This window comes from Desulfovibrio faecalis (assembly GCF_053570625.1).
Genome location: NZ_JBRBQR010000001.1, coordinates 546,983 through 571,801, shown reverse-complemented (window position 1 = coordinate 571,801; position 24,819 = coordinate 546,983). Strand labels below are relative to the sequence as shown.

The following is a 24,819-nucleotide window of genomic DNA, read 5'->3' as shown; positions in this document are numbered from 1 at the left end:
GCCAGCGACCCGCAAACCCCTGAAGGTCTGCCATGATCGAAATTGTGAACAGTTCTGTGGTGATTGACGCCAACGGCATACGCATGGCTGAAGAAGCCCGCGCCAAGGGCGTGGACATTGAAGCCGCCCGCAAGAACAGCCTTTCCGCCCGCATTCTGGCGGCACACAATACCGGCACGGACGACAACGTGCTGCGCATCCGCTTTGACGCCATGGCCTCGCACGACATTACCTATGTAGGTATCGTGCAGACGGCCCGCGCCAGCGGCCTCAAGGAATTTCCCGTTCCCTACGCGCTGACCAACTGCCACAACAGCCTGTGCGCGGTGGGCGGCACCATCAATGAGGACGACCACCTTTTTGGTCTTTCCGCCGCACGCAAGTACGGCGGCATCTTTGTACCCCCGCATCTGGCGGTCATTCACCAGTATGTGCGGGAAATGATGACCAAGTGCGGCGGCATGATCCTTGGATCAGACAGCCACACCCGCTACGGCGCGCTGGGCGTCATGGCCATTGGCGAAGGCGGGCCGGAACTGGTCAAGCAGTTGCTTGGCAAGACCTACGATGTGACCAACCCGCAAAAGGTGGTCGTGTGGCTTGAAGGCGCGCCCCGGCCCGGTGTTGGCCCGCAGGACGTGGCCCTTGCCATCATTGGCGCGGTGTTCAAAAACGGCTTTGTGAAGAACAAGGTCATGGAATTTATGGGCCCTGGCGTAGCGGGGCTTTCTGTGGAATACCGCTGCGGCATTGACGTCATGACTACGGAAACCACCTGCCTGTCGTCCATCTGGACCACTGACGAAAAGGTGCGCGACTACATGTCCATGCATGGCCGCGCTGGCGACTACGCCGAACTGCGCCTTGAAGGCCCGGCCTGCTATGATGGCCTTATCCGGGTTGACCTGAGCCGTATTGTGCCCATGATCGCCCTGCCCTTCCACCCCAGCAACGTGTACCCGGTGGCAGAAGTTGCCAAGCACGGGGCCGAGCTGCTGGCTGAAGTGGAAGCCGAAGCCCTGCGCCAGTTTGGCGATGCTGCCAAAGGCCTGAATATGCGCGCCAAGGTGCGCGACGGCGGCGTGTGGGTGGATCAAGGCATCATTGCAGGCTGCGCTGGCGGCAATTTTGAAAATATCGCTCTGGCAGCCGCCATTCTGGACGGCAAATCCACAGGCAATCAGGCCTTCAATCTGGCTGTGTACCCCGCCAGCGAACCGCAGGGCCTTGCGCTCGTCAAAAACGGCGCAACCGCCAAGCTCATGCTCGCAGGCGCCGTGATGAAGACGGCCTTCTGCGGCCCCTGTTTCGGCGCGGGCGACACCCCGGCCCACGGCGCGCTCTCCATCCGCCACACCACCCGCAACTTCCCCAACCGCGAAGGCTCCAAGCCTTCCAACGGGCAGGTTTCCACGGTGGCCCTCATGGACGCCCGCTCCATCGCCGCCACTGCGGCCAATGGCGGCCGCCTTACCCCGGCAACCGAGCTTGACTGGTCTGCGCCCGCGCTGGCCAATGTTGATCTTTCCTACACATTTGAGCCGCTCATCTACCACAGCCGCGTGTACAACGGCTTTGGCAAGGCAGAACCCGAAGCCCAGCTTGTACGCGGCCCCAACATTGCCGACTGGCCAAGCATGAGCCCTCTGCCCGAACATCTGCTCCTGCAGGTGGTAAGCGTGATCACCGACCCGGTCACCACCACTGACGAGCTGATTCCCTCCGGCGAAACTTCGTCATTGCGTTCCAATCCGCTCAAGCTGGCGGAATACACGCTTTCCCGCAAAGATCCCGGCTATGTGGGACGCGCCAAGGCTGTTAACGCCATGGAAGCCGCCCGCCTCGCCAATCCCGCCAATGCGGAGTTGCTTGCCAAGGCGCGTGGGCTCTTTACCGTGTGCGGTCTTGACGTATTGCAGGGCGCAGCCGACCTCAAGCAGGTGGGCCTTGGCTCCACAATCTTTGCCGTTAAGCCCGGCGACGGCTCGGCCCGCGAACAGGCGGCCTCCTGCCAGAAAGTGCTGGGCGGCTGGGCCAATATGGCTGTAGAGTACGCCACAAAGCGTTACCGCTCCAACCTTATCAACTGGGGCATGCTGCCCTTTATCGTTGATCCCTCGCTGGCCGACAGCCTGAAAGTCGGCGACTGGCTGGTGGTGCCCAACGTGCGCAGCGCCGTGCAAAACGCCGACCCCACCTTCACCGGCTACGTTGCCAGCGAAGGCGGGCAGGCTCAGCAGATCAGCCTCGCACTCAAGGAACTGACCAGCGACGAGCGCAAGATCATCCTCGATGGCTGCCTGATCAACTTCTACAACAGCTAGGCGAGAGTTTTGCGGGGGAGGGCCCCCCTTCCCCCTAAATTTTTTATTCTCCTATCTCGTATTCAAAGCACCAAAAGGCCTCTGTGGGAATCCACAGAGGCCTTTTTACGTAATATGCTGAAAGAGAGCTGCTTACTTGGCGGCTTTCTTGTCTGCCTTTTTATCAGCTTTTTTGTCCGCCTTTGCGTCTGCTTTGGCATCGGGCTTGCTGGCGGCAGGCTGGGATTCTTCCACAGCGGGGACCTTTTCCAGTTCCTGCTTGATGGCAGCCTTGAGTTCTTCGCTGGCAGCGGCATCGGTCAGGCCTGCGCGCAGGTGTTCCGCCCCGCGCTTGGGATCTTCAAGAAAGTAGATGTACAGCACGCCGAGGCTGTAGCGTACCGAGGCTTCGTCCTTGATCTTCACGACCTGCTCAAGGGCTTCAGCAGCTTCCTTGTGGCGGCCCTGATTGTGCTGGATAACGCCAAGCAGATACAGGGGCTTGGGATTGCTCACGTCCATGGTCACGGCGCGCTGGGCAAAGGTTTCTGCCGCATCCCAGTTCTGCGCGGTCACAAGATGCTCGATCAGGTGAATAAGCGCGCCAAGATCCTGCGGGTTTTCCGCCACCTGACGCATGAGCTTGCCCACGGTCTGGGCGTCTTCGCCAGCTTCCCCCCCGCCCATGCCCTGCTGTTGGCGGGCGGGCACTGTCAGATGCGGATTCTGGAACCGCGCCTTGAGCGAGGCCCCAAGCATCACAGCCAGCGCAACAGCCAGCGCGATAATGAGTATGCGGGCGGAAAGGTTGCCTTTTTTTGTATCAGTCATGGTTGAGCATCTCCATCTGGGCAAGGCGCGCGGCCAGTGAACGCTGGCGAGCCGCCAGAAAAGCCATATACGAGCCAATGCCAATCCACACGGCGGCATTGGCCATGATTACCCATGTCAGTGTATCCATAGTTCCTCCGGGTGGAGTGAATGATTTCAGTTACGGGCCGAGATTTCAGGCGTTCAGCCGATTCTGCGCCAGCGCGTCAAGGCGGTCGCGCAGATCAAGCTGACGCTTGCGCAGCCACACCAGGGCCGCCCACAACAGGCCAAAACAGGCCACGCAGGCAATAACGGTAATACGCATTTCTGGCTCCAGCCCGCCGCCCTTGCTGCCAAAAACAGCCGGATGGATTGACCGCCAGATGCGCGCCGACATAAAGACCAGCGGCACATCCAGAAAGGCCACCACGCCCACCACGGCGCACACCGTATTGCGGCGCTGCGGCGGCAGATCAAGCCCGCGCAAAACCAGATAGCCCGCGTACACGAACCACATGATCAGGGTTGTGGTCAGGCGCGGATCCCACGTCCACCACACGCCCCACGAACGGCGCGCCCAGAGCATGCCCGTGACCAGCGCAAGGCCGCCCAGCAGCACGCCCACTTCTGCGGCGGCGGCAGCCAGCCTGTCCGCAGCGGGATTACGCCGCCACAGGTAGGCCACAGATGCGCCAAACACCACAAAAAAACTCACCAACGCCCACCACGACATGGGCAAATGGATGTAAAATATCTTTTGCGCCAGCCCCAGAGTGACTTCCTCGGGGGCATAGGCAAACACAAGCCACTGACAGGCGGCAAAGGCAACGCCCCCCAGCAGGGCCAGAATCTGCGGCAACGCCGAACACTTGGGCATTACTCGTCCCCCGCGTAGATGTATCCAAACAGCAAAAGCCCGGCACCCAGAAAAACGGCGTCAAAAGCTGCGGCAACGCCGAGCCACGCCCCCGGCCCATCCGGATTGGGCGCGCCGAGCGCCTGCGCCCCCACGCTGATGCCAGCAAGCAAAAGCGGCGTCAGCAGCGGAAACAGCACAATACTCAGCAAAGACTCACGGGCGGCCTGCCCCTGCGCCAGCGCCCCCAGCAGGGAGCCAAGAGCGCACATGCCGATATCCGTCAGCACAAGGGCCAGCAGAGCCTCGGGCAATGGCCCGCCAAGTTCCTGCCCCAGAAAAACCACCGCCGCAGGCAGAAAAACAACCTGCGCCAGCACCAGCAGAGCAAGCCCCGCGCAGCCCTTGCCAAGCCATACGGCCTGCACCGGGGCGGGGCAGAGCAAAAGCCCGAGACGGGAATTGTTAACTTCTTCCAGCGCATAGAGCTGGTTGAAAATAAGCACCTGACAAAAGGCGGAGCTTATCCAGAACACAGCCGCAGCGCCTTGCGGCGCCATGCGCTCGCCAATGCCCTGCGACAGGCTGAATACAAAGAGCAGCAAAAGCCCGAGCAGCAAGGCCTGCACCAGCCCGCTGCCACGTGCCAGCGTGAGGGCCAGATCCTTGCGGGCCATGGCAAACATCAGGCGCAGCATGCGGGGCCTCCCTGCGCGCGTTCAGAAGCCTCCTCGGCAGCGCCAGCCGGTGTTTCCACCGAAGCAAAGCCGCCAAAGCCAGCGGGGGAGCCGTCATAGGCCAGCTTGCGGTGTTCCAGCGCCAGCAGCCTGTCGGCCAGAGGCGCATCACCCGCCAGATCATGGCTGATAAGCACCACGCAGGCTCCGCGCTGCCGCGCTGCCATAATTTCACGCCGCAGCAGTGCCAGCGAGGCAACATCAAGGCCTGTGCCGGGTTCGTCCAGCAGGAGCACGTCCGGGGCCTGCATGAGCACCCGCGCCAGATTGAGGCGCTGGGCCATGCCGCGCGAGAACACGCCCGCCCGTTCGTGAGCGTGGGCTTCCAGCCCCACGCGGGCCAGCCCTGCCATGATATCGTCACGCGTCAGCTTGAGGCCGTAGGCATCGCGCCAGAAGGCCAGATTTTCCACTGCCGTGAGGCCGGGATACAGAAAAGTGGCGTGCCCCAGATAGCCCACGCGGGCCTGATCTGCCACGTTGGCAGCGCCTGCGCTTGGGCGGGAAAGCCCTGCCATAATTCGCATGAGGGTACTCTTGCCCGCGCCGTTGCCGCCCACGAGCAGCGAGACACTGCCCGCAGCAAGAGCGCAGCTTACGTCTTTAAAGACGACCTTGACGCCATAGACCTTGGCAACGCGCACAAGTTCCAGCAAGAGGGCCTCCTGCGGCTAGGCCGCGATGTTCTCGCTGTCCGACTCCGGCGCGGAATTCTTGCGGCGGCGCAGCCCGGCGAGCGGCACAAGGCACATGATGGTGCCGCCGATCCACAGCCAGTTGACCAGCGGTTCCACGCTGACCTTGACCACAACCCTGGAACTTTCATCCAGCCCCAGCAGGGAGGCGTAGATTTCGTTGCCAAGGCCGGGGATCACGTCCACTTCGGAGAACTGCATGGTGCCGAACTTGTCGTACAGGCGGCGCTCCGGCGCGACGATGCCGATGGATTTGCCGTCCTTGAAGATTTCCAGCCGCGCGGCGATGAATTCATGGTCAACGCGGCGGCCCTCGCCCAGTTCGAGCAAGGTGGCGGTATAGCTGCCCACGGTGCTGCTTTCGCCCTTGGCGAGGATCATTTCGCGGTCAGTGGTGTACGGGCCGGAAAAGGAGATGCCGATGGCAACCAGCGCCATGCCGATGTGCGCGCCCAACGCCCCGAGGGTGACAGGCTGCGAGCGGTTGGCCTTGTCTGCCAGCAGCATGACGGCCCCAAGCACGATAGCCACAGCGGCGGAAGCGCCCAGCAGTGCCGTGGGCTGATGGTAGCCCAGCGCCCAGATAAGCCCGGCGCTGACCACAAATGCGCCGATCACGGCAAAAAAGCCCTTCTTGTTGCGCAGGCCCCCGCCCCAGCCAAGCCAGGGACAGGCAGCCATCATCACCACCAGCAGCGCGCCCAGGGGCAGGCACACGCGGTTGTAGAAGCGGGCGTCAAGGCCGCGCGGCGCGGCGGACCACAACTTGCTGATAACAGGCCACATGGTGGCAACCAGAATAATCACGGCAAGCGCCAGCAGCACCCAGGCCACAAGGGTCAGAAAGCCCTCGCGGCTTTCAAGCCCGGCAAGGGGTTTGCCGGTTTTGGGCGTGGCAAAGGGAATCCACAGGGCAATGACAAGGCCGCCCAGCACAAAGATGGTCAGGGGCGTCCCCACGCTGCCGTCGCCAAAGGCGTGCACGGAGTCAATAACGCCGCTGCGCACAAGGTAGGTGGCAAAAAAGGCCGAAACCGTGGTGAGCACCATCATGGCAACGTTGACGCGCCCAAGCTTGCCCCGGCGGTCTTCAACAATCAGGGTATGCAGCGAAGCCGTGGCGATAAGCCAGGGCACCAGAGAGGCGTTTTCCACAGGGTCCCATGCCCAGTAGCCGCCCCAGCCAAGCTCCATGTAGGCCCACCATGCGCCAAGCACGATGCCCGCCGTAAGGAACAGCCACGCCAGAATGATGAAGGGCCGCGAAAGGCGGAACCACGAACCCTCGCTGCTGCTCTGCCCCGAAAGACACTGGGCCAGCGCCAGACAGGCAGGCACGGCAAAGCCGCCGTAACCAAGGAACAGCAGCGGCGGATGAAAGATCATGCCGGGATTCTGGAGCAGGGGGTTCAGGCCGTTGCCGTCTGCCGGAACAGGCGATTGCAGAACAAAGGGATTGCTCCAGCTGGTGAGGATAAGGGCAAAAAAGCCCATGATGACGTAAAAAAAGCTCCAGTACCACAGACGCGTTGGGCGGCTGAGGTTTCTGTAGGCCCGCGTGAGCGCAAAGGCGCTGCCGCTCAGGCCCACTGCCAGCGCCCAGAAGAGCATGGAGCCGGGCTGCCCTGCCCAGAAGGCGGTGAGGCGGTAAAATACGGGCAGCACGCGGTCAGTATAGCTGGCAACGTAGGCCACGCTGAAGTCGTTCCAGAACAGGGCGTGCAGCAGCAGTGCCGAGGCCAGCAAGAGCGCGCCGCTGATAACGAGGTGGGCTTTTTCCACCACGGCGAGGGAGTCTTCCCGGTTTTGCCACAATTGCAGAAGGGCCAGACCACAGCCGCCAAGTGCGGCCAGCAGGGCCACCAGTTGAAGGGCAAAGGCAAAAACGTACATAAGACTCCTTTATCCCGCTTAGGGGGCGGCCCGCCGCAGGGCGGGGCGTTGCTATCGTTTGGGCATCGGGTGCCCGATTACGGCTCTGCGCACTGAACTGAAACTCGGCCATCTTTGCAGGGAAAGCCCGCGCCCGTGGCCCGCATGGCCCGCAACTATGGACAGAGCGAAAGGCCAGTAAGGCCAATCGCACTCGCCAAACGGCAATGCCGCTGAGCAGGCTCAGCTATTGCGGTTCTCTTTCTGGTATTTGGAGGGGCATTTGGTCATGAGCGTCTTGGCCTGAAAGCGGCCTTCCGGCCCCATGCCGCCTTCAACAATAACTTCCGCGCCAGCCTTGAAGGTATCCGGCACCGCGCCGGAGTAGCTTATCTGGATGGTCTGGCTGGCGTTGTCCTTGTCTTCAAGGCGAAAATCCACACCGGGCGCGCCCCGGTGCTTCTCAATGCCGTCTTCGGCCACAGTACCAAAAAGCCGCGCCGCCACGAGTTTTTCGGGCGTTGCGGCCTTGGCTTCCGACACGTTCAGAAAATACACGCTGTTTTCAGAAAAGCCGGAATATGCAAGATAGCCCACCCCGCCCAAAAAGAGCAGCAGCGCGGCTATGTAGATGCCAGTGTTTTTTTTGCGGGCCATGCGTTTCTCCTGAAACATTGGGTCATGTTTGGTGCTGCCCGAAAGGGGCCATGACCTTCGGCCCGTTGCGCCGCAGGGGCGCGCAGACCGAACCTGCCGGGCTGGGGCTTTTGCCCTGGGCCGCCCGGCCCTGATTGCTCAAAACCTTACGCTATTTTACACCTGCTGACAAGATAGGAATTATTTTTAATAGAAGTATAACGCAGTATGGGGCGTGGGTTCTGTGATTGCGGTCACACTTGCCGCAAGCTTTGTGTGCGGGCGCACAGGACTGCATCAGCAGGCAAGCACGAGCGGCACCCGCGCAAGCGCACGCATAAGCACACTGGCAAGGCAGAATGCGGCCTGCGTCTTATCATACTACTGCAATAAGATTTCTGCCGCAAGGGATAATACAATTATTCCACGCCGCCCAATGAGCATCGGCTGGCGCGCAAACTGCCGCATCCCCAGTTTGCAAGCCGGACAGACAGACGCAGCGCAGGGCAAGGCAGCAGATCAGCCCTGCCGGTTCACGCTCAGTTCGCGCCGCCGTTGACGCGCAAGCGCGCGCAGATCATCCACATTATCGCTTTCGTCCACAATTTCGCTGCCGAGGATTTCTTCCAGCACGTCTTCCAGCGACACCACGCCAGCAAGCCCACCGTATTCATCCAGCACCACAAAAAGATGCACGCGGGCCTTGAGCAGATCGTGCAACAGCACGTCGAGCGTCTGGTTTTCAAGGATAAAGTGCGCCGGCCTCATGATCTTGCTGAGGGTAACATCCTTGCGGCCCTCGTTGATGCAGCGGCCCAGGGTGCGGCGCTCCACAATGCCCACGATGTCTTCGTTATTGTCGCCGTACACGGGTATGCGGCTGAAATGCCAGGTGCGCTGATCTGTGTAGGCCTGCTCCACGGTGAGGTCGTCCGGCAGTTCAAAAACCACCGTGCGGGGGGTCATGATCTCGCGCACGCGCTTTTGGTCCAGCGCCAGCACATTGCGGATAAAGGCTTCTTCATAGGGCTTGATGCGCCCGGCCTGACGCGAAAGGCTGGTGACGGCGCGGATGTCGTCCTCAGAAATGACCGGGCCAGCAGGCGGCGGGGACACAAGGCGGGTTATCATGCTCGTAACCCACAGCAGGGGCGACATGAGCTTGACCATGATGGCAAGCGGGCGGGCGAGTATTACGCCGAGCGGCTCCGCCTTGGTCACGCCCAGATTCTTGGGCAGGATTTCGCCCATTGTCAGAATCAGCACCGTAAAGCCCACGGCAAAAATCGACATGTATTCCGGCCCGTACACAGCCAGAAAGGCCGCGCCCGCTACCGTGGCCCCGGCGGTGTTGGCAATGGTGTTGAGCGTAAGGATGGCGGCAATGGGTTTATCCACCTGGGTGCGCAGGGCGTACAGCAGCTCGCCGGACTTGCTGCCGGACTTGCGCAGCCGCTCGATGGTTGACCACGAAAGGGAGTACAGCACCGTCTCAAGCAGCGAACAGGTAAAGGAAACGGCAACAGCAATGACAACGGCCAGAACAAGGGTGAGCATGGCGAAACATCCGAAGGATTTGATGCGGCGGGTCGCCCTGCAAAACGCAAGGCGGCGCTGACAGCCGAAGTTTAGCCCCGCGCGGCCCTGTTTGCAATCGCCGGGGCGTTGAGCGAGGGGCGGATGGTGGATGGACAGCTATGGAGGGAGCGATAAATTCAAACCGAAGGCAGGAACTACAGGGCAGCGCTGGATATTAATAGGGAAGGCTAAAATTTGAGCTGAGGCAAATTGCGGAGGCAAAAGAGCCAACACTAACAAATAACACTATAAAATGAGCACGCCACGACCCACATTTAATATGTTTATACTATGATTAACGTAAAAAGAGTTAAATTCGACAAGATAAATGGCCACATGCGTATTTACCAGAAATAGAATTAAGCGTACTATATATTTCAGCAGATTAAAGCTGCAAATTCTGCGCGGAAGAAAGCTACAATAGGGATGCGGAAGGCACAAACGATGCTGCCCACGCAAAACAAAAATAATTTCGTCATGCACAAAAGGCGCAAAACAGCGCCTAATGCGGATTTAAGGCAAGGACAAACGGATATGAACGCGGCAGACCAAAAGAATTTTACAAATTTTCTTGACAGTCAGAGGCCAAGCGCTTACATATCTGTTCTCGCAGCGAGAAACGCTGCACGTGTCGCGGGGTGGAGCAGCTCGGTAGCTCGTCGGGCTCATAACCCGAAGGCCGTAGGTTCAAATCCTGCCCCCGCAACCAGATAATACAAGCCCTTACGTTGAACAAACGTAAGGGCTTTTTCTGTTTCCCAACACCATTCCCAACACCAAACACGAAACGCCCTCTTTGTGCTTACCCACACTGCCCACAACGATTGATTTTTTGAATATATGAATCAATCATACTATTCCAAGTCGACATTGCTGAATAGCCTTTGTATGTAGAAAAATCTCCCGCATCAACTATATCTATGATAATGTACGGATTTGATTGGGTCAGTCCCATTCCGTAGATAAATATTGATCCTAAATTTTTATCATCTGGGTTTATTTCAATATTTACCCCTTGCCCGCAATTATATAATGTTTTACGCAAACAATATGCAGCTTTTTCTAACGGCATATCAATTCGCCCCTCCCTCACAAGTCTGTTCTGATTCCTGACGTCATTCACACTAAGATTTTGCATCGGAGCGCATGACAGGAGGAGCACAAAAGCAAAAACGGCAGCCAGCCTTCGGAAGCCTTTACTAAAGAGAAGCGCCAGCATTATTCGACTTCTCCTTTTCTTTAAACTGTTGCACCTCTTCCGGCGTTGCCAAACGTATATACTTCAAATCAGGGCGTACCTTATCAAAAATTGGCTTAGTCACTTCGGCAAGCTGTGGCCTTCCCGCCCAGAACCCCATGCCAATACCCCCTTCAATGAAGTACACCTGCCCAGGCTGCACATCCAATGTGACAGAGGATCTCGCCTCAGTCTCAGCGGAATAAGTATGTTTGCCGGGAGTTGTCTGAAAGGCGAAATATGATCCTGCTTTAAGGAGGCCAATTGTCCTAGTGTCTTCCGTGATAAAATAGCTCATGCCACCGCCAGTAAAAGCCCACTCACGAAAAAAATAGATAGCAGCCATATTTTCATTTGTTTGTAGCTGTGGAGGAGCCTTTTCTTCCACATAATCACCGCGCAAAGGCATCTTGGCGCACCCAACAAGCAAAAAGAAAATAACAACACTTATCAATGAAAGGCACTTTCTCATCACTCCTCCATCTTTGAGTTAGATATACCTCTAAACCTAAGCTATGACAAAAATTATACAGCATGCATTCAACCGTTAAAAATTAACTTAACCATATCAAACAAGCCTATGAAATAAATCTAACATATCACAGTTCAACTAACTCTTAGAAATTTCAACTTTAACAACCAGCTTACCAGATGCAGAAACACTCTTCACACTACCAATAATATCGCAACCAATCTCTTTCATATTAAACCAGTTAGCTTCACTTCTTATGTTTGCATCTAAATATTGTTTGAAAGCCGCAGCACTTTTTTTATCCAACCTGCCCAATATTGTTTCATCGCTGTAAGAGAAATAGCTTTTTGGCGTCACATACACATCATCTGAACACCTGCAATCCTTTTGATTAAATACAAAAAAAACTAGAACTTCCTCTCCAACATTTAAATATGGAACAATATTTTCCTTTTCATCTTTTGATATACCCACCACATTTGACTCCAATACATAGTTGTGAGCATTACAGGCACAATTTTTTTTGGTGGTAATGATTTCTACAATAACAAATTTTTTTTGAGATTCCCCTATCTTAACCTTTGCTTTAGCCATATAATGCCCTGACATAATTCCTTCTACGTCTGCAACCTTTTCCATTGGGACATATCCGATCATGCCTGAGGCGCAGTATACTCCGATGGCATTTTTGTCATACTTATTGTTGCATTCAATTTTTAGCTCAACTCGCTCAGCATTAATCATATTTTCGACAATATTATAGCGCTTTACTCCATCATCGTTTTCATATGCAGTCCCTCTTACACAAAAAGAAACTAACTCTCCAGAATGAAAAGCTGCATTCCACGCCTCCCAATCCACTTCCCAATGCGTATTATCCATCACTGATCATCCCCTATATGCTCATTTTTAATAATTCGTGTTGACGAGCCTAAAGACGCAATTTTAGTTATAAGGCGAATGACTGCTTATACCAGCACAGAAATGCTTTAATCCTTTTAAAAGACTCATATTACGACAAATTTAGCCTATACACCTTTCTTATCAAGCCTTGTAAAGCTATCATTTTTTGAACTGTACAAATATACTCCAATTGTAGACGTAAATTTAACTATTATATCATCTGCACCACTACTTTCATCAATTTTCGCTTCTAGGATTAATGCACCAACAACACCTTCGCTAAAAAATTTTTCCACTAATTTTTTTGTTTCACTTTCAACTAAGCCGTCAACCTTACCACTAACAGCCTTTAACTTTTTATAGAGCTGCGGAGACGCGCTTATATTGAACGGTATATAGTATCCTTTCGCGATACATTTTTTGTAATAGTTTGTTTCTTTACTAGATAAAACTTCGCTAGGAACCCATCCTGAAATATGCATAAGCCATGACGGGTCTATAATTGATATATATGACCACGTTCCATTCGTATTTTTTTCAAATACGATACACGATTCATCAATTTGTGCATAATGAACAGTGTTTAATGATTCCGATGCTTTTTGATTTACAACGTAATCACCAGAATCAGGCGATAACGAAATTTTTTGAGCCTTTAAAACACCCCTGACCTTGTTTGCAACAGGGAATGCTGCTGTATCTGGAGTCATTACAACAGATTTTTTAACTTCCTTATTTACGCTTAAAAACATTTCTAGCGGTACAAATCTTGATAATGCCTCAAGAAGCGACTTTCTTTTATATTCAGGAGCCGCATTCATTAATACTGTAACATTTTCAAGAAACAATTTTTTAGAATTCTCATTGAAAAGATCCACATCAAACTTACTATTAGAGGATTCAAAATTTTTATAGAAACAATACTCCACCGCTTCAAGCTCTTTAGCGCGGTCCACCTCTCGCGCATAAATATCTGTTGAATATGTTTCGTATTGAGACTTTGTCTTATTTACAATTCCATTATTTGGTCTATAGCAAAAAGCGTTAGTAGTTTCTTTAAGCCCATAACGGCTAATGCGTCTATTTCGACCATCAATTTCAACAGAATCGATACTAAAACCATTCATAAATTTTTGTATTTTTACTATCTTGTTGGGAAGCCGACTAATGTCATATACAACAAAAAATACATTATCTTCATCAATAGCAAAAATAGGAATTGAGGATTTACTTGATGTCTCTGTTTCTACGATTTGCTTGTAAATACCTAATTTTTGATCACTACCGATGCGAACCTCCTCTTGCGAGGAACACCCAAAGACTAACCAAGAAGAAGCAAAACACAAAAAAAACAAGAGAGATCTTCTGATCCATTTTTTTTCAGCAGGATAACAAATCACGACAGCCCCCCAGTCTTGATCGCAAACGTCCACTACTTCACTCTATCCAAGTGCCAGCCTCTTCTTACTAGGCTACATCCAAGTAAAAAGGTTGGATGTATGCCCTTCAAAAGCCACCTTCCTGAGATCATGAAACGCCGGGGCATGAGCTACGAAGAACTTCAGTACCGCTCTGGCACTGCTCCCGACACAATTGCTCGCGCTCGTGACAGCCGCATTGAAACTTGCCAGCTTAAAACTCTTGGCAAACTTGCAGATGCGCTAGACGTATCAATACACGAGTTATTTGACTACTCTTCCGAGAAGAACCAACCCCATCCGAATATTACTGCTTAGAAAGCTACATAGATTGCCGAGTACGGTCAATCCGGCAAGGCCAATTTTTCAGATGCTTATCTATTTACTATAAACAAATACAGAATTTTTTTGGGCAATTACCATCTTAAATTCACTTAAAAAAAAAGGCTGTCAGAACAATTGCGGACTATATTTCGTTATTTGGCGAAATATAGTAAATACAACTCACACCTTTTTTTTAGCTCGGTGTCGGTACTACGAGGAAGCTTCGCCCACAAATTCAGTACCCCCTACCGAATATCAAACACAGAAAGAGAACTCTCTTTACGATTCACCCGGCGGGGCGGACGCGGATACCCCTAAAGGGGTATATCCGCATCCGTCCGCCCCTAGATCTGGCAAAAACAAAAAAGGGCGGAAAATCCGCCCGTTATCCGCCTCACCCACTAGCTCTTTCTAATCTTCTTCTGTGATTGAGGAGACTAAGGTGAACATTCCGTTGTCTTCTCGTACCAGCTTGTGATCTATAAGAGCCTTTTTTGCGCTACGGAAATTCCGTTTTGCAGTTTCATCTTTTATTTCTTCGCCTTGATCCTTCAATCTCGCACAAAACGCGGTTTGCCAGTCTGTATTTGACACCTGCTTCTTTGAGGCAATTATTATAGAAAGAACATCTTGTGCAATTAGCTCATTTTTACTTGGCTTCCATATCATTTCGCTCTTGCTGCTTTGCACAACCACACACGAGGTGTTACCTTCAAAATCAACTTCAACCTGCTGCAATCTGAAACTTTCTTCTTTTCCGTCTTCACCTTCCTTTAGTTTGAGCACCTTCCAACCGCGTTCATTCCCCTTCCGATTTACGATGATTGCGGCATCCAGTGCTGCTCTTAACGAAGAATGCCCCCGAATATCATCGCCTTTACCCTTGCCTGTGTGTGCAACCAAGAGCACCAGACCATCAATCTCTTGCTGTAATATTTTGCAATTCTGAATCACCTGCCCCATATCTTTGCCCGAATTTTCATCCATGCCGGGGGAAGTTTGAGCCAAAGTATCTATTACTACTAGAGCACCCTTCGGAATTTTCAGAGCCAAATCTTTAACGTCATCACTGCTGCGAAAAATATCAAGCGGGTCTCGCACCAGATGAAAAGAAGCCTCATCAAAATTCACTTCCTTTTCGCCCTGCAAGGCTTTTATTCGATTCTGAAGGGTTCCTTCCGCAACAACGTACACCACGCTTGTTTTCTTTGTTTTCCTGCCAAACCAATCTTCTCCGCGTGAGATCGCAGCCACCATATCAAGGACTACAAAGGTTTTGCCAGCACCCGAATAGCCGATAACAGCAGCAATGCCTTTTTGTGGCAAAGTCTTATCAACTAGGAACTCAGGCGTAGGCAGAGCAAGATATTCAGCCACAGAAAGCAATTTATAACGGTCAGGATTTGGAATGTATTCGACTTTTTCTTCGGCATGCTTTTTCAGCGATGGCTGATATACACTCTTTGTGTTATTAATTGCTTTGCAAATTGTTCTTTTTGCATAGTCATCTCGCTCGTATTTTTTTCGATACAGCGAACTTTCCCTGAATACGGTATCCATTGTTGGAGCGTCTCTATTAAACCAAAAGGCCAGATGCCCCATTAAGGCCAAATCTGCTTCGCTGCTTGAGCTATACTCTGAAATATCCCCTTCCATTAGTGCTTTGATCTTTTCGCCACTCGATGATGCCAGTGCTTTTTCAAGGATCGCTTCTCTATCCTGCTCTGAAAACGCCGGGGGTTGCGTAAGGTCAATCTCGTTATAATCGCCACTTGAGGAGTAGCCAGAATTACGACTACTGCCTAGAGATGACGAAGACGGCACACCACCTTGTATATATTTGCTGTGGAACGAAGCAATTTGTTCCTGCCTATCTGGAATGCTCGTGATGGCACAGTGAATATTATTCATGAATAAATCTCCCAGTAAGCGCGAAAAAACGCTCTTTTTCATATATTTCAAAATTGCCTTTCCGACACGCGGGATTGGGCAATGAACCTTTGCATATAATATGAATGCCATTTCCCGAATAGCTTATTTCTGTTGGCGCGTTGAAATGGTCAATAACCTCTTGCGCCTCAGCAGAAAGCTGCCCTTCCACTATGCAATCATCCACATCAACGATTACAAACGGATCATCAGCGGTAAGAACAAAACCTAAGCCTGAAACAACCCACGCCTCATCATTAATCAAAGCCTTGCGTTGATAACGTTTGCGCAGCGTTTCTAAAGCTACGTCAAAAACTGCAAGGTGCTTGTAGTCTTTTGGCTTCGTTGAAATAGGGCGGCGCATATCTGCGCTTATGAGCCGTTTGGCGGACTTCTTGCCTTCCTTCGATACTAGTGCCCATAGACCCCACTGCTTAAGCACTTTAAGCTCATTTGGAATATTCACTAATGTAGAAAGCAAGCTTTTATCACTAGCAATATCACATTGACACATTCCTTCAATATGATTATTATTAAATTGGATATTAGCCATAGTATTCACCTCGTTGTAACCCCTGTGTTCGCATCACAGGGGTTACTGCTTTTTTGTTATTGTTATTGGATACTGGCTACTCTTGGCTTTACAGCACTCTCTTCAATATACTGCTGCAAGTCAGACAACCGATACCGCACTTTTCTGCCCATTTTGAGAAATTGCGGGGTCTCCCTTAACCACCGCCGCCGCTGAAGGGTTTTTACACTGAACCCCAAAATATCTGCCGCATCACGCTCATTCAACAAAGTAAACTCTGGACTTCTTTCAATCATAAAAAACAGACCTTCCTGTGCTGTTAATGGTTGTTGCAAATAAAAAGACTGTCTCCTCACGAGAAGACAGTCATACAAAATAGAATTTAATTCAGGGGTTTTAACGCACTGCGTTTTTACCTTCATCTATAGGGCATAAATATTTGACAAAATACATTCTTGCTCCAGCAATCTCCTGACTCATATACATGAGCTTCAGACTATTTAGGTTCTTCGTCGTTTGATGTGGAATTGACCGACCTCAATCAGTTTGGATAGCCCTCCTTTAGGAGGACTGCCATGCAAGCTGAAGAAATCTTTGCCTTGGGCCTCGGCCTCACGCCGCCCTGGAAAGTTATGAGCCAACGTCTTGATACCGACCATACGCCAACCAAGCTCCACCTGGAGATCGGTGCCGACCGCGGAGCGCTGTATCCGTGTCCCGAGTGCGGAGCCGCGTGCAAGGCTCACGACTTCAAGGAATTCACGTGGCGGCATCTCAACTTCTTCCAGCATCACTGTTACCTCACAGCCCGACTGCCGAGGATCAATTGCCCGGAACATGGAATCCGACGCGTCGAAGCCCCATGGGCCAGGGAAGGCAGCCGGTTTACCCTGCTTTTTGAGCAGGTTGTCATGAGCCTCGTTCGAGAGATGCCGGTCAATGCCGTAGCGCGTCATGTCGAGGTCACGGATACCCGCCTGTGGCGCATCGTCCATCACTATGTGGCCAAAGCCATCAATGCGCTGAACTTGAAAGACATCAAGGCCATCGGTCTGGATGAGACCGCGTCCAAGCGTGGGCACAATTACATCACCGTCTTCATTGACCTGGATCGTTCCGACAGGCCCGTGATCTTCGCGACTCCAGGTAAGGGCAAGGAATGCCTGACTCAGTTCTGCGCGTTCATTGAAGCCCATGAAGGCTGTCCTGAAAACATCGTCGAGGTAGTTTGCGACATGTCGCCTGCGTTCCTCTCCGCCGTCGAACAGAAGTTCAAGTCTGCCTCGGTGACAGTCGACTGGTTTCATGTCGTCCAACTCTTCACCAAGGCCGTCGATGACGTCAGAAAGCTTGAGGCCAGGCAGTCAAAGCTGCCGGACCACACCCGTTGGGCCGTACTCAAGGGCGCCGAGACAATACGCACGCAGAATCAGGAGAGTGCTCTCCTGGAACTCGTCGAGCAGGGCTTCGCTACCGCCAAGGCCTACCGTGTCAAAGAACTTCTGCGCTGGGTTCGACGGGCCGAATCGAAGCAGGCCGCCAAGTGGCGCATAACCCATTTTCTCAAGCATGCCGCCGAGTACGCGGCCGACTGCCCGCTATTGGAACCCGTGCGCGGAGCATTGGCCAGCTTTGAGAGGCATTTGCCGCGAATCCTTCATCGTTGGCATTCCTTGCACACCAATGCGAGGCTCGAAGGCTTCAATGGCCTGTTCCAGGCGGCAAGGGCCAGGGCCCGAGGATACCGGAACGTGGAGAACTTCATCACCATGGTCTACCTGATTGCGGCCCCGATTCAGGTCGTAGTGGCTTCATGAATTCCACATCAAACGACGAAGAACCACTATTTAATGAATCCCCAACCTCTTCTTTCCGAGGCAACGAAAGCTTTCCGATAGGGGCATCAGCCCATCCATCCATGAGCCAATCCACAAGCCACCCAATTTCACGACTTACATCCTTGTACAAAGCAGATTGGCGGTAGGAAGGATTCTTACTTACCACATCAAAGTTTATGCATTTTCCAATGTAGCAATCAACTTCAGTTAACCTTTTTTCCTTAAAAAGACTTTTCGCTCTTTTATAAATAGTTCTAATTATAGCGTCTGTACAACTTCTTTCCAAGATTGTCCTTTCGCCAACTTTCGGCTTGCCTATTTTTTCGTTGAAAAGCCTTCTTGCAATTTCTGGATGAATAGGAATATTCATTTCAATCAAGTGATGTATATGCTGTTTTATTTTTGCATCTGATTCTTTATTGCCGCGCTTAGCTCCATACTGAGCAGCCATTTCATTTAGCAGATCAATTTGTTTGGTAAATCCTTCTAATGATTCAGGGTCATCACCCAATCCCTTCATGCCCCTATTTCCGCCTTTTCCCATATTGAACCAGTCGTTTAGCAGCAACAGCGGCTTCAAATTTAACTCATTCATGATGTTCTCCATGCCCAAAATCACCTAGCATACCGTCTACTAGACTAGCGGCCTTCATAAGCGTTTCATCTCGCAAATGAGCATAACGCTGCGTCATTTGGGGGCTTGAGTGCGTCAACAATTTCTGAATTGTGTACAAATCCACTTCTCCAGTGGAGGCCAAACGGCTTGCGTAATTATGGCGAAGCCCATGCAAAGGGCGAAAGTCTTCAGGCAACGCCGCCACCCGCTTAACCCTACGGGCAATGCGCCGATAGTCCGTCCGCTGCTTCCCATCTCTCCCAGGGAAGACATACGGGCTATTCTGCTTATGAATTGATTCCAACACAGAACGGGCGGCGGTGGTCATGGGAATATGCTCTGTTTTGCCCTTCTTCGCAGCTTCTCCGCGCAAGGTGATTATACTGCGCACGAAGTCGCAATCTTCCCATCTCAGCGCAAGCAAGGCCCCTTTCCGCATCCCTGTGACGAGGGCAAGCCGTATCAGTGACGCAGCGTCCTGATCTTCTTCGGCATCAAGAGCCTGAACCAAGCGAGAAAGTTCTTCATCTGACAACATTTCTGTTTTTTGATTGTCCACACGCGGTTTTTTTATAATCAAGATAGAGGGGTCTGGAGATTTGCAATACCCACGCTGAACCCCAAAGTTGATTATCGCAGAGAGCAAGGCAAGAGCGTTTCGTATCGTGGCGGGCTTTTTTCCTGACTTGGCTGCTTCGAGCCGGATTTGGTCAATGTCATTGGTAGAAATGTCGGCAACCATCCTATGCGCCAACACTGAGAGATAGTGGTTAAACCGAGAGATGTCAGTTGCCCTACTTTTGTGCTCTGGATGTGCTATTTGATAGGCATCCCATATGCGTTGAAGCGTCCACCTCTCCTTACCAGCAGCCTTGGCTTGGGCCTCCTCTTTCCGCCGCTCAGTGTTTGGCAATTCCTTGCCCCGCATCCGATCAGCTCGAATCATAGAGGCTTTTGCTTCGGTCATCCCCGATGACGATTTACCCACAGGTTCTTCAATTAATTTGGCCCCGCGCCCACCTTGCCTATACATAATATAGTATGTGCGCTCTTTGGCCTTTTCATCAAAACGATAATAAACGCCAGCGTACTTTGCGGACTTTTCGCGCTTTGCTTTCTGCATGACACCCCTCACTTACTGCGGGAAAAAAGAAGCTTTTTTCCCAACACCATTCCCAACACATATATTAGAAATAGGGAGTGTTTAAGGGTATGTCAACGGGTATTACCCCAATAAATATCCTTTAAAATCAACATAAAAAGAAATTATGAGAAGTAGTGAGAAAAAATGATACTCGGACTCATAACCCGAAGGTCGTAGGTTCAAATCCTGCCCCCGCAACCAGATAATTCAAGCCCTTACGGAGACGAGCCGTAAGGGCTTTTTTGTTATGCCTCTCGCTTTGTATACGTATTCCCATTCAACAACATCGAGGCAAATACGATGAAAAAGACAGCTGATGTATTTGGCATGTCAAGAAAGATACTCAACGATTCCTACGTTGATAGAAGCCAGCTCGACGAAAAATTCAATCAATATTTATCACGAGACGTTCATATAGTAATACGAGGTGCATCCAAAGCAGGAAAATCTTGGTTGAGATTAAAGAATATCAACAACCCAGTTATTGTACAGTGCCGCGCAGGATCAAGCAAAGACGAACTATACAGTGACATTTTGTCTCAACTTGAAGAAACTCGTCCAGAGGCTATAAAACAAGAACGGTCATTTTCAGCATCTGCGAATCTTGATGTTAAAAGTAACATACCTCTAATAGATGGAAAAGCTGGAGGGAAGGTTGACTACAAATCTGATACTGCAACAACTTATTCTTATACTCAAGTTACAAATAGCATTCAACACATCGCAAATATAATAAAAAAACACAATAGAAGAATAATTATTGAGGATTTTCACTACCTTCATCCAAAAGTTAGAAAAGAACTAGCCTTTGACCTCAAGGCCTTTTGGGAACTTGATATATTTATTATTATTGTTGGCGTTTGGACACAAAGCAATATGCTTATATTTCTCAACCCAGACCTTTCTGGGAGAGTTGAAGAAATACCAGTAACATGGGATGTTAATGAACTGCGACAAGTTGCCATAAAGGGAGGGCACGCCTTAAATATACATTTTGATGATCATTTTATAAATGAGTTAGCAAATTTTTGCTATGGAAGCGTAGGACTTTTCCAAGTCTTAATATTAAAATGCCTAGATATTTTTAATATATTTGAAGAACAGAAAGAAATTGCACATATCCGCGACACGGAAAAGCTACAAGATGTATGCATTGACTATGCAGAAGCATTGCGACCACTTTATGAGCAAGTTACAAAAAATCTCGCAGAAGGTATCCGAAAACGACCTGACAGCACTGGAATATATGCCCATGCATTGAAAGCAATCTTTTCATTCCCGGACGATGATCTTATCAATGGCATCTCACGCGACAAAATATTTCACGTTATTTCCAAGACTGAGCCAAGGATACAATCTGGGAATTTACACGTTGTTTTATGCAAATTCGAGGACATTCAAGAAGAACGAAACAAAGCAATAAATGACGAATCAATGACACAAAGTCCCATTAAAGATACAAGTAGACTTGTAATATCATACAATGAAACTAGCAAAGAGGTATCTGTAGTTGATAGACAGATATTATTTTATAGAAAATTTGGCACGCTTGATTGGCCTTGGGATACAATAATTAATGAATGCAAAGAAAACATTATTATTTCATAAAAATTAACAATGAAACTTTACCCATCTCCCAGCCCCACAAGCAGGGTCTCACCGTCTGGCGCGAGTTTGAACACGCCAAACTTTGCACCTGTATACTGCTGGGCGGTTCCTTCCTGAAAGTAAAAGGCCGGGGCAGCGGTGAGAACTTCGTAGCCGCGCAGCCTGTAGGCCAGCAGAAATTCATCGGCTTGCAGGGGGCTGCCATCGTCCAGCCGCACAAATGATGCCGCGTGCGGCACCGGGTCATTGGTAATGCGCAGCACGGCAAAGCCTTCCGCGTTCCTGCTTTCATCATGTGTATTGCGGCTGTTTGCGCTCGCTGTGGGGGAACTGGCACTGCCATCCGTGCCTCCGCCGTTTTCCGCACTCATTTGAGCAGCCTTTTGGGCCGCGCCCTGTGCTGCGCTCTGCCTTCGCAGTGCATTGCGAATATCGTTGTTCACCACATAGCGCAGGGCCATGTAGTCGCCCATGAGCGGCGCGCGCGGGTCAACCGGGGCAAGGGGCAGCAGAATTGTTTTGCCCTCCGCCAGCACGGTTTCCATGCGATATACGGAAAGGGCGTATCCGCCCAAAAACAAAACCAGCACCGCAAGAATATAGAGCTTACGCATGGGCTGCCTCACGAACCGCTGCTTTTGCCTGCCATAGCCGCAGAATCAGGGCCAGCGCCAGCAGGCCAAGGCCTGTTGCCATCAGATAGATGGATTTTTGCGAAAACGGCACAGCCAGACTGTAGTAATAAAAAACCATGTAGACGAAGAGATACGCCAGCACAAAGCCCTGCATCACCACGCTGCCCATCCGCCTTGCCAGCGTAAGCCCCAAAAGAGCCAGCCCCGCCCCCGGCAGATACCACGACAACGCAAACACAAGGGGCATGCCCGCCATTGTGAGCAGCCGGGCGGGCCTGCCCGCGCCTTTGCCTAGCCAGAATGTCAGCGCGGCCACAGCCAGAGCCGGGGCAAGGCCCCAATATCCCGAAGTCAGACCGGGCAAGCCCATATCGCTGGCGAGGCTGTACGCCGGAGCAAGGGTGAACATCTCAAAAATCAGCGCAGAAGCGTAAAATCCGTAAAACCACCCTTCCGTCACGTTGCCACGCGCCGTGCCGCGCCACATGTGTTCACGCAGGCAATAGCAGGCCAGCCCCGCGCAAACCAGCGCCCACCACAGCGAAAGCAGCTCCACCGCGCCGCCTATTTCGGAGGCGGCAAAACCATTGCGCGCATACCCGTAAGAGAACGCAATCCCCAGCGCCACGCAGTTGCCAATCACCACAGCCATAATTCCCGAGTAACCAGCATTGCGCATGAAAATACTGAGAACAGTAAACACCCCCGCCAGCGCAAAGCAGGCCAAGCCTTCGGGGTTGATGCTCATGCACAGGGCAATGCCAACCCCGGCAGTGCCCGCAAGGGTCAAGGCAAAGCCAAAGTGCCGGGCAAACAACTGCTGCCTTGCCAGCAGCACCCGCCCCATAAGCAGCACCGGCACAGATGCCGCAAAAACGGTCAGTTCCTCATTGGAGTTGATCCCAAGACTCTCAAAAAGCAAAAATCCAAAAAAGGCGATGAAGAAAACCGCCGCCACCCATCCGCCAAAGGCCAGCATGCCCCTGACATACCAGGGGGAGGGTTGCGCCCCCAGCCTGCCCAATGCGTCAGGCAAGGGCTGATTGAGCGGCACAAAATCGCCCGCCTGCAAGTGCGCCCACAGCGTTTGCCAGTTATTCCCGGCAGCGGCGCGGGCAAGGATTGAAGGGGAAATAGCCACTGCTTCGGCCTCATGCCGGGGGGCCGTTATCATGCTGCGTTGCAGGTGCAGCAGTATCTTTGCCAGCCCCGCAGTCACGCCCGTGACAAGCAAACCCCACAGCAAAAAGGTTGCCATGCTTCCGGCGCTGAAAAACAGCTCCGCTTCCGCCAGAGCGGAAAGCAACACCGCCGCGCCCGCTGCCAGAAGGGTCGCAAGCATGAAGAGGTCGAGTTGCCGGGTGCGGTACCACCACCACGAAAGAGCCGCCACTCCCACGGCAAAACCTACAACAAAATTGGGCGAAAGCCAGAGCATCTGCCCATCCCTGAAATACAGGTCAAAAATAGTGGCAATCAGAAAAAACGTGGTGCGGGAAACCATGTCAAAAAAGAGCAGTCTGGGCATCCAGCGCGAGCAGAGCCACGCCTGCGCATGGGCCTTGTTTTTACTTTGGCTTTCATTCTGGCCTTTGCTCTGGCCTGGGGCATTATCTGGGCCATCATCCAGATTCTGTTGCAGTCTGGTTGCCGCCCTGCGGGCCATCCACTCCCAGCACGCAATGACGCAGGCAATGGCAACAAGCCACTCCGGCACCATAAAAAACTGCCCCAAGGCATCAAGAGGCGATGAAAGGCTACGCCCAAGCCAGAGCGCCGCAAAAATATTGGCCGAAATCCACGCGGCAAACCACAGCCCGGCCTGCCTGCCCGCCAGCGCAAGCAGCACCAGCAGCGCCGTCCATACCCGAAACAGCTCCCACAGCTCGGCCCCTGTCTGGTAAGTCTGCCCGAACACCGCCAGCATCGGCCCCATTGCAATGCCACAGGCCAGCAGCAAAACCTGCCCCAGCCGCGTATCCGGCCCCAGCAGCACAGCCCCAAGGCCGCTCCCGGCCACAAGCGCACCCGTGAGCGCCATGCGCGTAAAGGGCGTCATGGCTCCCCAGTTCCAGGCAATGAAGCAGATCACGCCCGCCAGAAAAAACAGCGCCCCGCCCAGCAAAAGCATCTGCCGCCAATAGGCAAGCCAGGCCTTGCCGTCCGGCCTGAAACCGCAAAATTCCACGGCCCGCTGCCATGCTACAGTGCTGATTACCCCGGCATCGCACAGGGTGTTGAGCGCGGCCTTGGTCAACGGCGGCAGCACTCCGCCACCGGGGGCGAGGTCTGGCGCAATGTCTGGCGTATGGCTGGGCGTTGCAGAAGGATCAGAATTTTCAAATTCACTCATGGGCGGCTTCCTAACAGTGCGCAGGGGCTTGAAAAGCAATGACGGTTATCAGCGTAATGCCAGCATAACAAAACACCCTCTGACGGAGAACAGGAATATATCTCTGTAATTATAGCGAGATATACAACGCTGCCGCTAGATCAAGCAACACCCGGACAATGCGCCCATTGACAGAAGCCTGTGCGATTCCCCCTACAAAATTTACACATGCGCGGCATCTCCCTGTTCAAAACAGCCTTTCCAATGTCTGCTCATCATATCAAGCAGTTTCGCGGCAACGCCCTTGCGCCCAGCAGGCAGGTGTTACTTTTTTGTGCCGT

At 52.2% G+C, this 24,819-nt stretch carries 23 protein-coding genes and 1 tRNA gene; 5 read left to right on the top strand and 19 right to left on the bottom strand.

Annotated features, from left to right (window positions below; translation table 11 throughout):
* The first annotated feature begins 32 nt into the window (after window positions 1–32).
* Window positions 33–2,324 (top strand): hydratase, encoded by a 2,292-nt coding sequence (locus ACUZ79_RS02490; protein ID WP_449250618.1) that lies wholly within the window; start codon window positions 33–35, stop codon window positions 2,322–2,324.
* Window positions 2,325–2,456: 132 nt separating this feature from the next.
* Here ACUZ79_RS02490 and ACUZ79_RS02485 read toward each other — a convergent pair whose 3' ends face one another.
* From ACUZ79_RS02485 to ACUZ79_RS02450, 8 genes are all read right to left on the bottom strand, one after another.
* The gene (locus ACUZ79_RS02485; protein ID WP_449250617.1) at window positions 2,457–3,134 is read right to left on the bottom strand and encodes a tetratricopeptide repeat protein; all 678 of its coding nucleotides are present in this window, start codon (window positions 3,132–3,134) and stop codon (window positions 2,457–2,459) included.
* Window positions 3,127–3,264, bottom strand: coding sequence for a CcmD family protein (locus tag ACUZ79_RS02480; RefSeq protein WP_022659954.1), 138 nt, complete (start codon window positions 3,262–3,264; stop codon window positions 3,127–3,129). The genes ACUZ79_RS02485 and ACUZ79_RS02480 overlap by 8 nt, the downstream gene beginning before the upstream one ends.
* Window positions 3,265–3,309: 45 nt before the next feature.
* The gene (locus tag ACUZ79_RS02475) at window positions 3,310–3,993 is read right to left on the bottom strand and encodes a cytochrome c biogenesis protein (protein WP_022659955.1); all 684 of its coding nucleotides are present in this window, start codon (window positions 3,991–3,993) and stop codon (window positions 3,310–3,312) included.
* Window positions 3,993–4,670 (bottom strand): heme exporter protein CcmB, encoded by a 678-nt coding sequence (locus tag ACUZ79_RS02470; protein WP_215646926.1) that lies wholly within the window; start codon window positions 4,668–4,670, stop codon window positions 3,993–3,995. Before ACUZ79_RS02470 ends, ACUZ79_RS02475 begins: the two co-directional genes overlap by 1 nt.
* Window positions 4,658–5,365, bottom strand: a complete 708-nt coding sequence (locus ACUZ79_RS02465) for an ABC transporter ATP-binding protein (RefSeq protein ID WP_449250616.1) — start codon at window positions 5,363–5,365, stop codon at window positions 4,658–4,660. The genes ACUZ79_RS02470 and ACUZ79_RS02465 overlap by 13 nt, the downstream gene beginning before the upstream one ends.
* Before the next feature lie 15 nt (window positions 5,366–5,380).
* On the bottom strand, window positions 5,381–7,297 hold the full coding sequence (locus tag ACUZ79_RS02460; RefSeq protein ID WP_449250615.1) for a heme lyase CcmF/NrfE family subunit: 1,917 nt from the start codon (window positions 7,295–7,297) through the stop codon (window positions 5,381–5,383).
* 222 nt (window positions 7,298–7,519) lie between these two features.
* Complete coding sequence (locus tag ACUZ79_RS02455) at window positions 7,520–7,933, bottom strand: cytochrome c maturation protein CcmE (RefSeq protein WP_192113476.1); 414 nt, start codon at window positions 7,931–7,933, stop codon at window positions 7,520–7,522.
* A 498-nt stretch (window positions 7,934–8,431) separates the two neighbouring features.
* Window positions 8,432–9,469 (bottom strand): hemolysin family protein, encoded by a 1,038-nt coding sequence (locus ACUZ79_RS02450; RefSeq protein ID WP_449250614.1) that lies wholly within the window; start codon window positions 9,467–9,469, stop codon window positions 8,432–8,434.
* A gap of 653 nt (window positions 9,470–10,122) precedes the next feature.
* Between ACUZ79_RS02450 and ACUZ79_RS02445 the strand changes: the two genes are divergently transcribed.
* Window positions 10,123–10,199 (top strand) — tRNA-Met (locus ACUZ79_RS02445).
* A 93-nt stretch (window positions 10,200–10,292) separates the two neighbouring features.
* Here ACUZ79_RS02445 and ACUZ79_RS02440 read toward each other — a convergent pair.
* The 4 genes from ACUZ79_RS02440 to ACUZ79_RS02425 form a co-directional block, all read right to left on the bottom strand.
* Window positions 10,293–10,709 (bottom strand): hypothetical protein, encoded by a 417-nt coding sequence (locus tag ACUZ79_RS02440; protein WP_449250613.1) that lies wholly within the window; start codon window positions 10,707–10,709, stop codon window positions 10,293–10,295.
* Entirely contained in the window at window positions 10,690–11,199 is a 510-nt protein-coding gene (locus ACUZ79_RS02435) for a DUF2846 domain-containing protein (RefSeq protein ID WP_449250612.1), read from the bottom strand. The genes ACUZ79_RS02440 and ACUZ79_RS02435 overlap by 20 nt, the downstream gene beginning before the upstream one ends.
* 138 nt (window positions 11,200–11,337) lie before the next feature.
* Window positions 11,338–12,081 (bottom strand): HIRAN domain-containing protein, encoded by a 744-nt coding sequence (locus ACUZ79_RS02430; RefSeq protein ID WP_449250611.1) that lies wholly within the window; start codon window positions 12,079–12,081, stop codon window positions 11,338–11,340.
* Between the two features lie 146 nt (window positions 12,082–12,227).
* Window positions 12,228–13,502, bottom strand: a complete 1,275-nt coding sequence (locus tag ACUZ79_RS02425; RefSeq protein ID WP_449250610.1) for a hypothetical protein — start codon at window positions 13,500–13,502, stop codon at window positions 12,228–12,230.
* A gap of 99 nt (window positions 13,503–13,601) precedes the next feature.
* Between ACUZ79_RS02425 and ACUZ79_RS02420 the strand changes: the two genes are divergently transcribed.
* Window positions 13,602–13,838 (top strand): helix-turn-helix domain-containing protein, encoded by a 237-nt coding sequence (locus ACUZ79_RS02420; RefSeq protein ID WP_449250609.1) that lies wholly within the window; start codon window positions 13,602–13,604, stop codon window positions 13,836–13,838.
* A 417-nt stretch (window positions 13,839–14,255) separates the two neighbouring features.
* Here ACUZ79_RS02420 and ACUZ79_RS02415 read toward each other — a convergent pair whose 3' ends face one another.
* From ACUZ79_RS02415 to ACUZ79_RS02405, 3 genes are all read right to left on the bottom strand, one after another.
* Window positions 14,256–15,755 (bottom strand): phage NrS-1 polymerase family protein, encoded by a 1,500-nt coding sequence (locus tag ACUZ79_RS02415; protein WP_449250608.1) that lies wholly within the window; start codon window positions 15,753–15,755, stop codon window positions 14,256–14,258.
* Complete coding sequence (locus ACUZ79_RS02410; RefSeq protein ID WP_449250607.1) at window positions 15,748–16,326, bottom strand: hypothetical protein; 579 nt, start codon at window positions 16,324–16,326, stop codon at window positions 15,748–15,750. Before ACUZ79_RS02410 ends, ACUZ79_RS02415 begins: the two co-directional genes overlap by 8 nt.
* 62 nt (window positions 16,327–16,388) lie before the next feature.
* The gene (locus tag ACUZ79_RS02405) at window positions 16,389–16,727 is read right to left on the bottom strand and encodes a helix-turn-helix domain-containing protein (RefSeq protein WP_449250606.1); all 339 of its coding nucleotides are present in this window, start codon (window positions 16,725–16,727) and stop codon (window positions 16,389–16,391) included.
* A gap of 153 nt (window positions 16,728–16,880) precedes the next feature.
* Between ACUZ79_RS02405 and ACUZ79_RS02400 the strand changes: the two genes are divergently transcribed.
* Window positions 16,881–18,122: an ISL3 family transposase gene (locus ACUZ79_RS02400; RefSeq protein ID WP_449250523.1), complete on the top strand. Its 1,242-nt coding sequence runs from the start codon at window positions 16,881–16,883 to the stop codon at window positions 18,120–18,122.
* Here ACUZ79_RS02400 and ACUZ79_RS02395 read toward each other — a convergent pair.
* Together ACUZ79_RS02395 and ACUZ79_RS02390 are read right to left on the bottom strand one after the other, a co-directional pair.
* Complete coding sequence (locus ACUZ79_RS02395; RefSeq protein ID WP_449250605.1) at window positions 18,070–18,738, bottom strand: hypothetical protein; 669 nt, start codon at window positions 18,736–18,738, stop codon at window positions 18,070–18,072. The genes ACUZ79_RS02400 and ACUZ79_RS02395 overlap by 53 nt on opposite strands.
* Window positions 18,731–19,882: a tyrosine-type recombinase/integrase gene (locus tag ACUZ79_RS02390; RefSeq protein WP_449250604.1), complete on the bottom strand. Its 1,152-nt coding sequence runs from the start codon at window positions 19,880–19,882 to the stop codon at window positions 18,731–18,733. Before ACUZ79_RS02390 ends, ACUZ79_RS02395 begins: the two co-directional genes overlap by 8 nt.
* A gap of 321 nt (window positions 19,883–20,203) precedes the next feature.
* On the opposite strand from ACUZ79_RS02390, the gene ACUZ79_RS02385 reads away from it, so the two are divergent.
* Complete coding sequence (locus tag ACUZ79_RS02385) at window positions 20,204–21,511, top strand: hypothetical protein (RefSeq protein WP_449250603.1); 1,308 nt, start codon at window positions 20,204–20,206, stop codon at window positions 21,509–21,511.
* Between the two features lie 17 nt (window positions 21,512–21,528).
* Here ACUZ79_RS02385 and ACUZ79_RS02380 read toward each other — a convergent pair whose 3' ends face one another.
* Together ACUZ79_RS02380 and ACUZ79_RS02375 are read right to left on the bottom strand one after the other, a co-directional pair.
* A complete protein-coding gene (locus ACUZ79_RS02380) occupies window positions 21,529–22,125 on the bottom strand; it encodes a GDYXXLXY domain-containing protein (protein ID WP_449250602.1) in 597 nt (198 codons plus the stop codon).
* Window positions 22,118–24,499 (bottom strand): DUF4401 domain-containing protein, encoded by a 2,382-nt coding sequence (locus ACUZ79_RS02375; protein WP_449250601.1) that lies wholly within the window; start codon window positions 24,497–24,499, stop codon window positions 22,118–22,120. Before ACUZ79_RS02375 ends, ACUZ79_RS02380 begins: the two co-directional genes overlap by 8 nt.
* Between the last annotated feature and the right edge of the window lie 320 nt (window positions 24,500–24,819).

Excerpts from the sequence above, each read along its gene's own strand:
- ACUZ79_RS02385 (WP_449250603.1), top strand. The coding sequence starts at position 20,204 with ATGAAAAAGACAGCTGATGTATTTGGCATGTCAAGAAAGATACTCAAC.
- ACUZ79_RS02395 (WP_449250605.1), bottom strand. The coding sequence starts at position 18,738 with ATGAATGAGTTAAATTTGAAGCCGCTGTTGCTGCTAAACGACTGGTTC.
- ACUZ79_RS02430 (WP_449250611.1), bottom strand. The coding sequence starts at position 12,081 with ATGGATAATACGCATTGGGAAGTGGATTGGGAGGCGTGGAATGCAGCT.
- ACUZ79_RS02450 (WP_449250614.1), bottom strand. The coding sequence starts at position 9,469 with ATGCTCACCCTTGTTCTGGCCGTTGTCATTGCTGTTGCCGTTTCCTTT.
- ACUZ79_RS02460 (WP_449250615.1), bottom strand. The coding sequence starts at position 7,297 with ATGTACGTTTTTGCCTTTGCCCTTCAACTGGTGGCCCTGCTGGCCGCA.
- ACUZ79_RS02470 (WP_215646926.1), bottom strand. The coding sequence starts at position 4,670 with ATGCTGCGCCTGATGTTTGCCATGGCCCGCAAGGATCTGGCCCTCACG.
- ACUZ79_RS02420 (WP_449250609.1), top strand. The coding sequence starts at position 13,602 with ATGCCCTTCAAAAGCCACCTTCCTGAGATCATGAAACGCCGGGGCATG.
- ACUZ79_RS02410 (WP_449250607.1), bottom strand. The coding sequence starts at position 16,326 with ATGGCTAATATCCAATTTAATAATAATCATATTGAAGGAATGTGTCAA.
- ACUZ79_RS02440 (WP_449250613.1), bottom strand. The coding sequence starts at position 10,709 with ATGCTGGCGCTTCTCTTTAGTAAAGGCTTCCGAAGGCTGGCTGCCGTT.
- ACUZ79_RS02400 (WP_449250523.1), top strand. The coding sequence starts at position 16,881 with ATGCAAGCTGAAGAAATCTTTGCCTTGGGCCTCGGCCTCACGCCGCCC.
- ACUZ79_RS02435 (WP_449250612.1), bottom strand. The coding sequence starts at position 11,199 with ATGAGAAAGTGCCTTTCATTGATAAGTGTTGTTATTTTCTTTTTGCTT.
- ACUZ79_RS02380 (WP_449250602.1), bottom strand. The coding sequence starts at position 22,125 with ATGCGTAAGCTCTATATTCTTGCGGTGCTGGTTTTGTTTTTGGGCGGA.
- ACUZ79_RS02390 (WP_449250604.1), bottom strand. The coding sequence starts at position 19,882 with ATGCAGAAAGCAAAGCGCGAAAAGTCCGCAAAGTACGCTGGCGTTTAT.
- ACUZ79_RS02375 (WP_449250601.1), bottom strand. The coding sequence starts at position 24,499 with ATGAGTGAATTTGAAAATTCTGATCCTTCTGCAACGCCCAGCCATACG.
- ACUZ79_RS02475 (WP_022659955.1), bottom strand. The coding sequence starts at position 3,993 with ATGCCCAAGTGTTCGGCGTTGCCGCAGATTCTGGCCCTGCTGGGGGGC.
- ACUZ79_RS02415 (WP_449250608.1), bottom strand. The coding sequence starts at position 15,755 with ATGAATAATATTCACTGTGCCATCACGAGCATTCCAGATAGGCAGGAA.
- ACUZ79_RS02480 (WP_022659954.1), bottom strand. The coding sequence starts at position 3,264 with ATGGATACACTGACATGGGTAATCATGGCCAATGCCGCCGTGTGGATT.
- ACUZ79_RS02490 (WP_449250618.1), top strand. The coding sequence starts at position 33 with ATGATCGAAATTGTGAACAGTTCTGTGGTGATTGACGCCAACGGCATA.
- ACUZ79_RS02405 (WP_449250606.1), bottom strand. The coding sequence starts at position 16,727 with ATGAAGGTAAAAACGCAGTGCGTTAAAACCCCTGAATTAAATTCTATT.
- ACUZ79_RS02455 (WP_192113476.1), bottom strand. The coding sequence starts at position 7,933 with ATGGCCCGCAAAAAAAACACTGGCATCTACATAGCCGCGCTGCTGCTC.
- ACUZ79_RS02485 (WP_449250617.1), bottom strand. The coding sequence starts at position 3,134 with ATGACTGATACAAAAAAAGGCAACCTTTCCGCCCGCATACTCATTATC.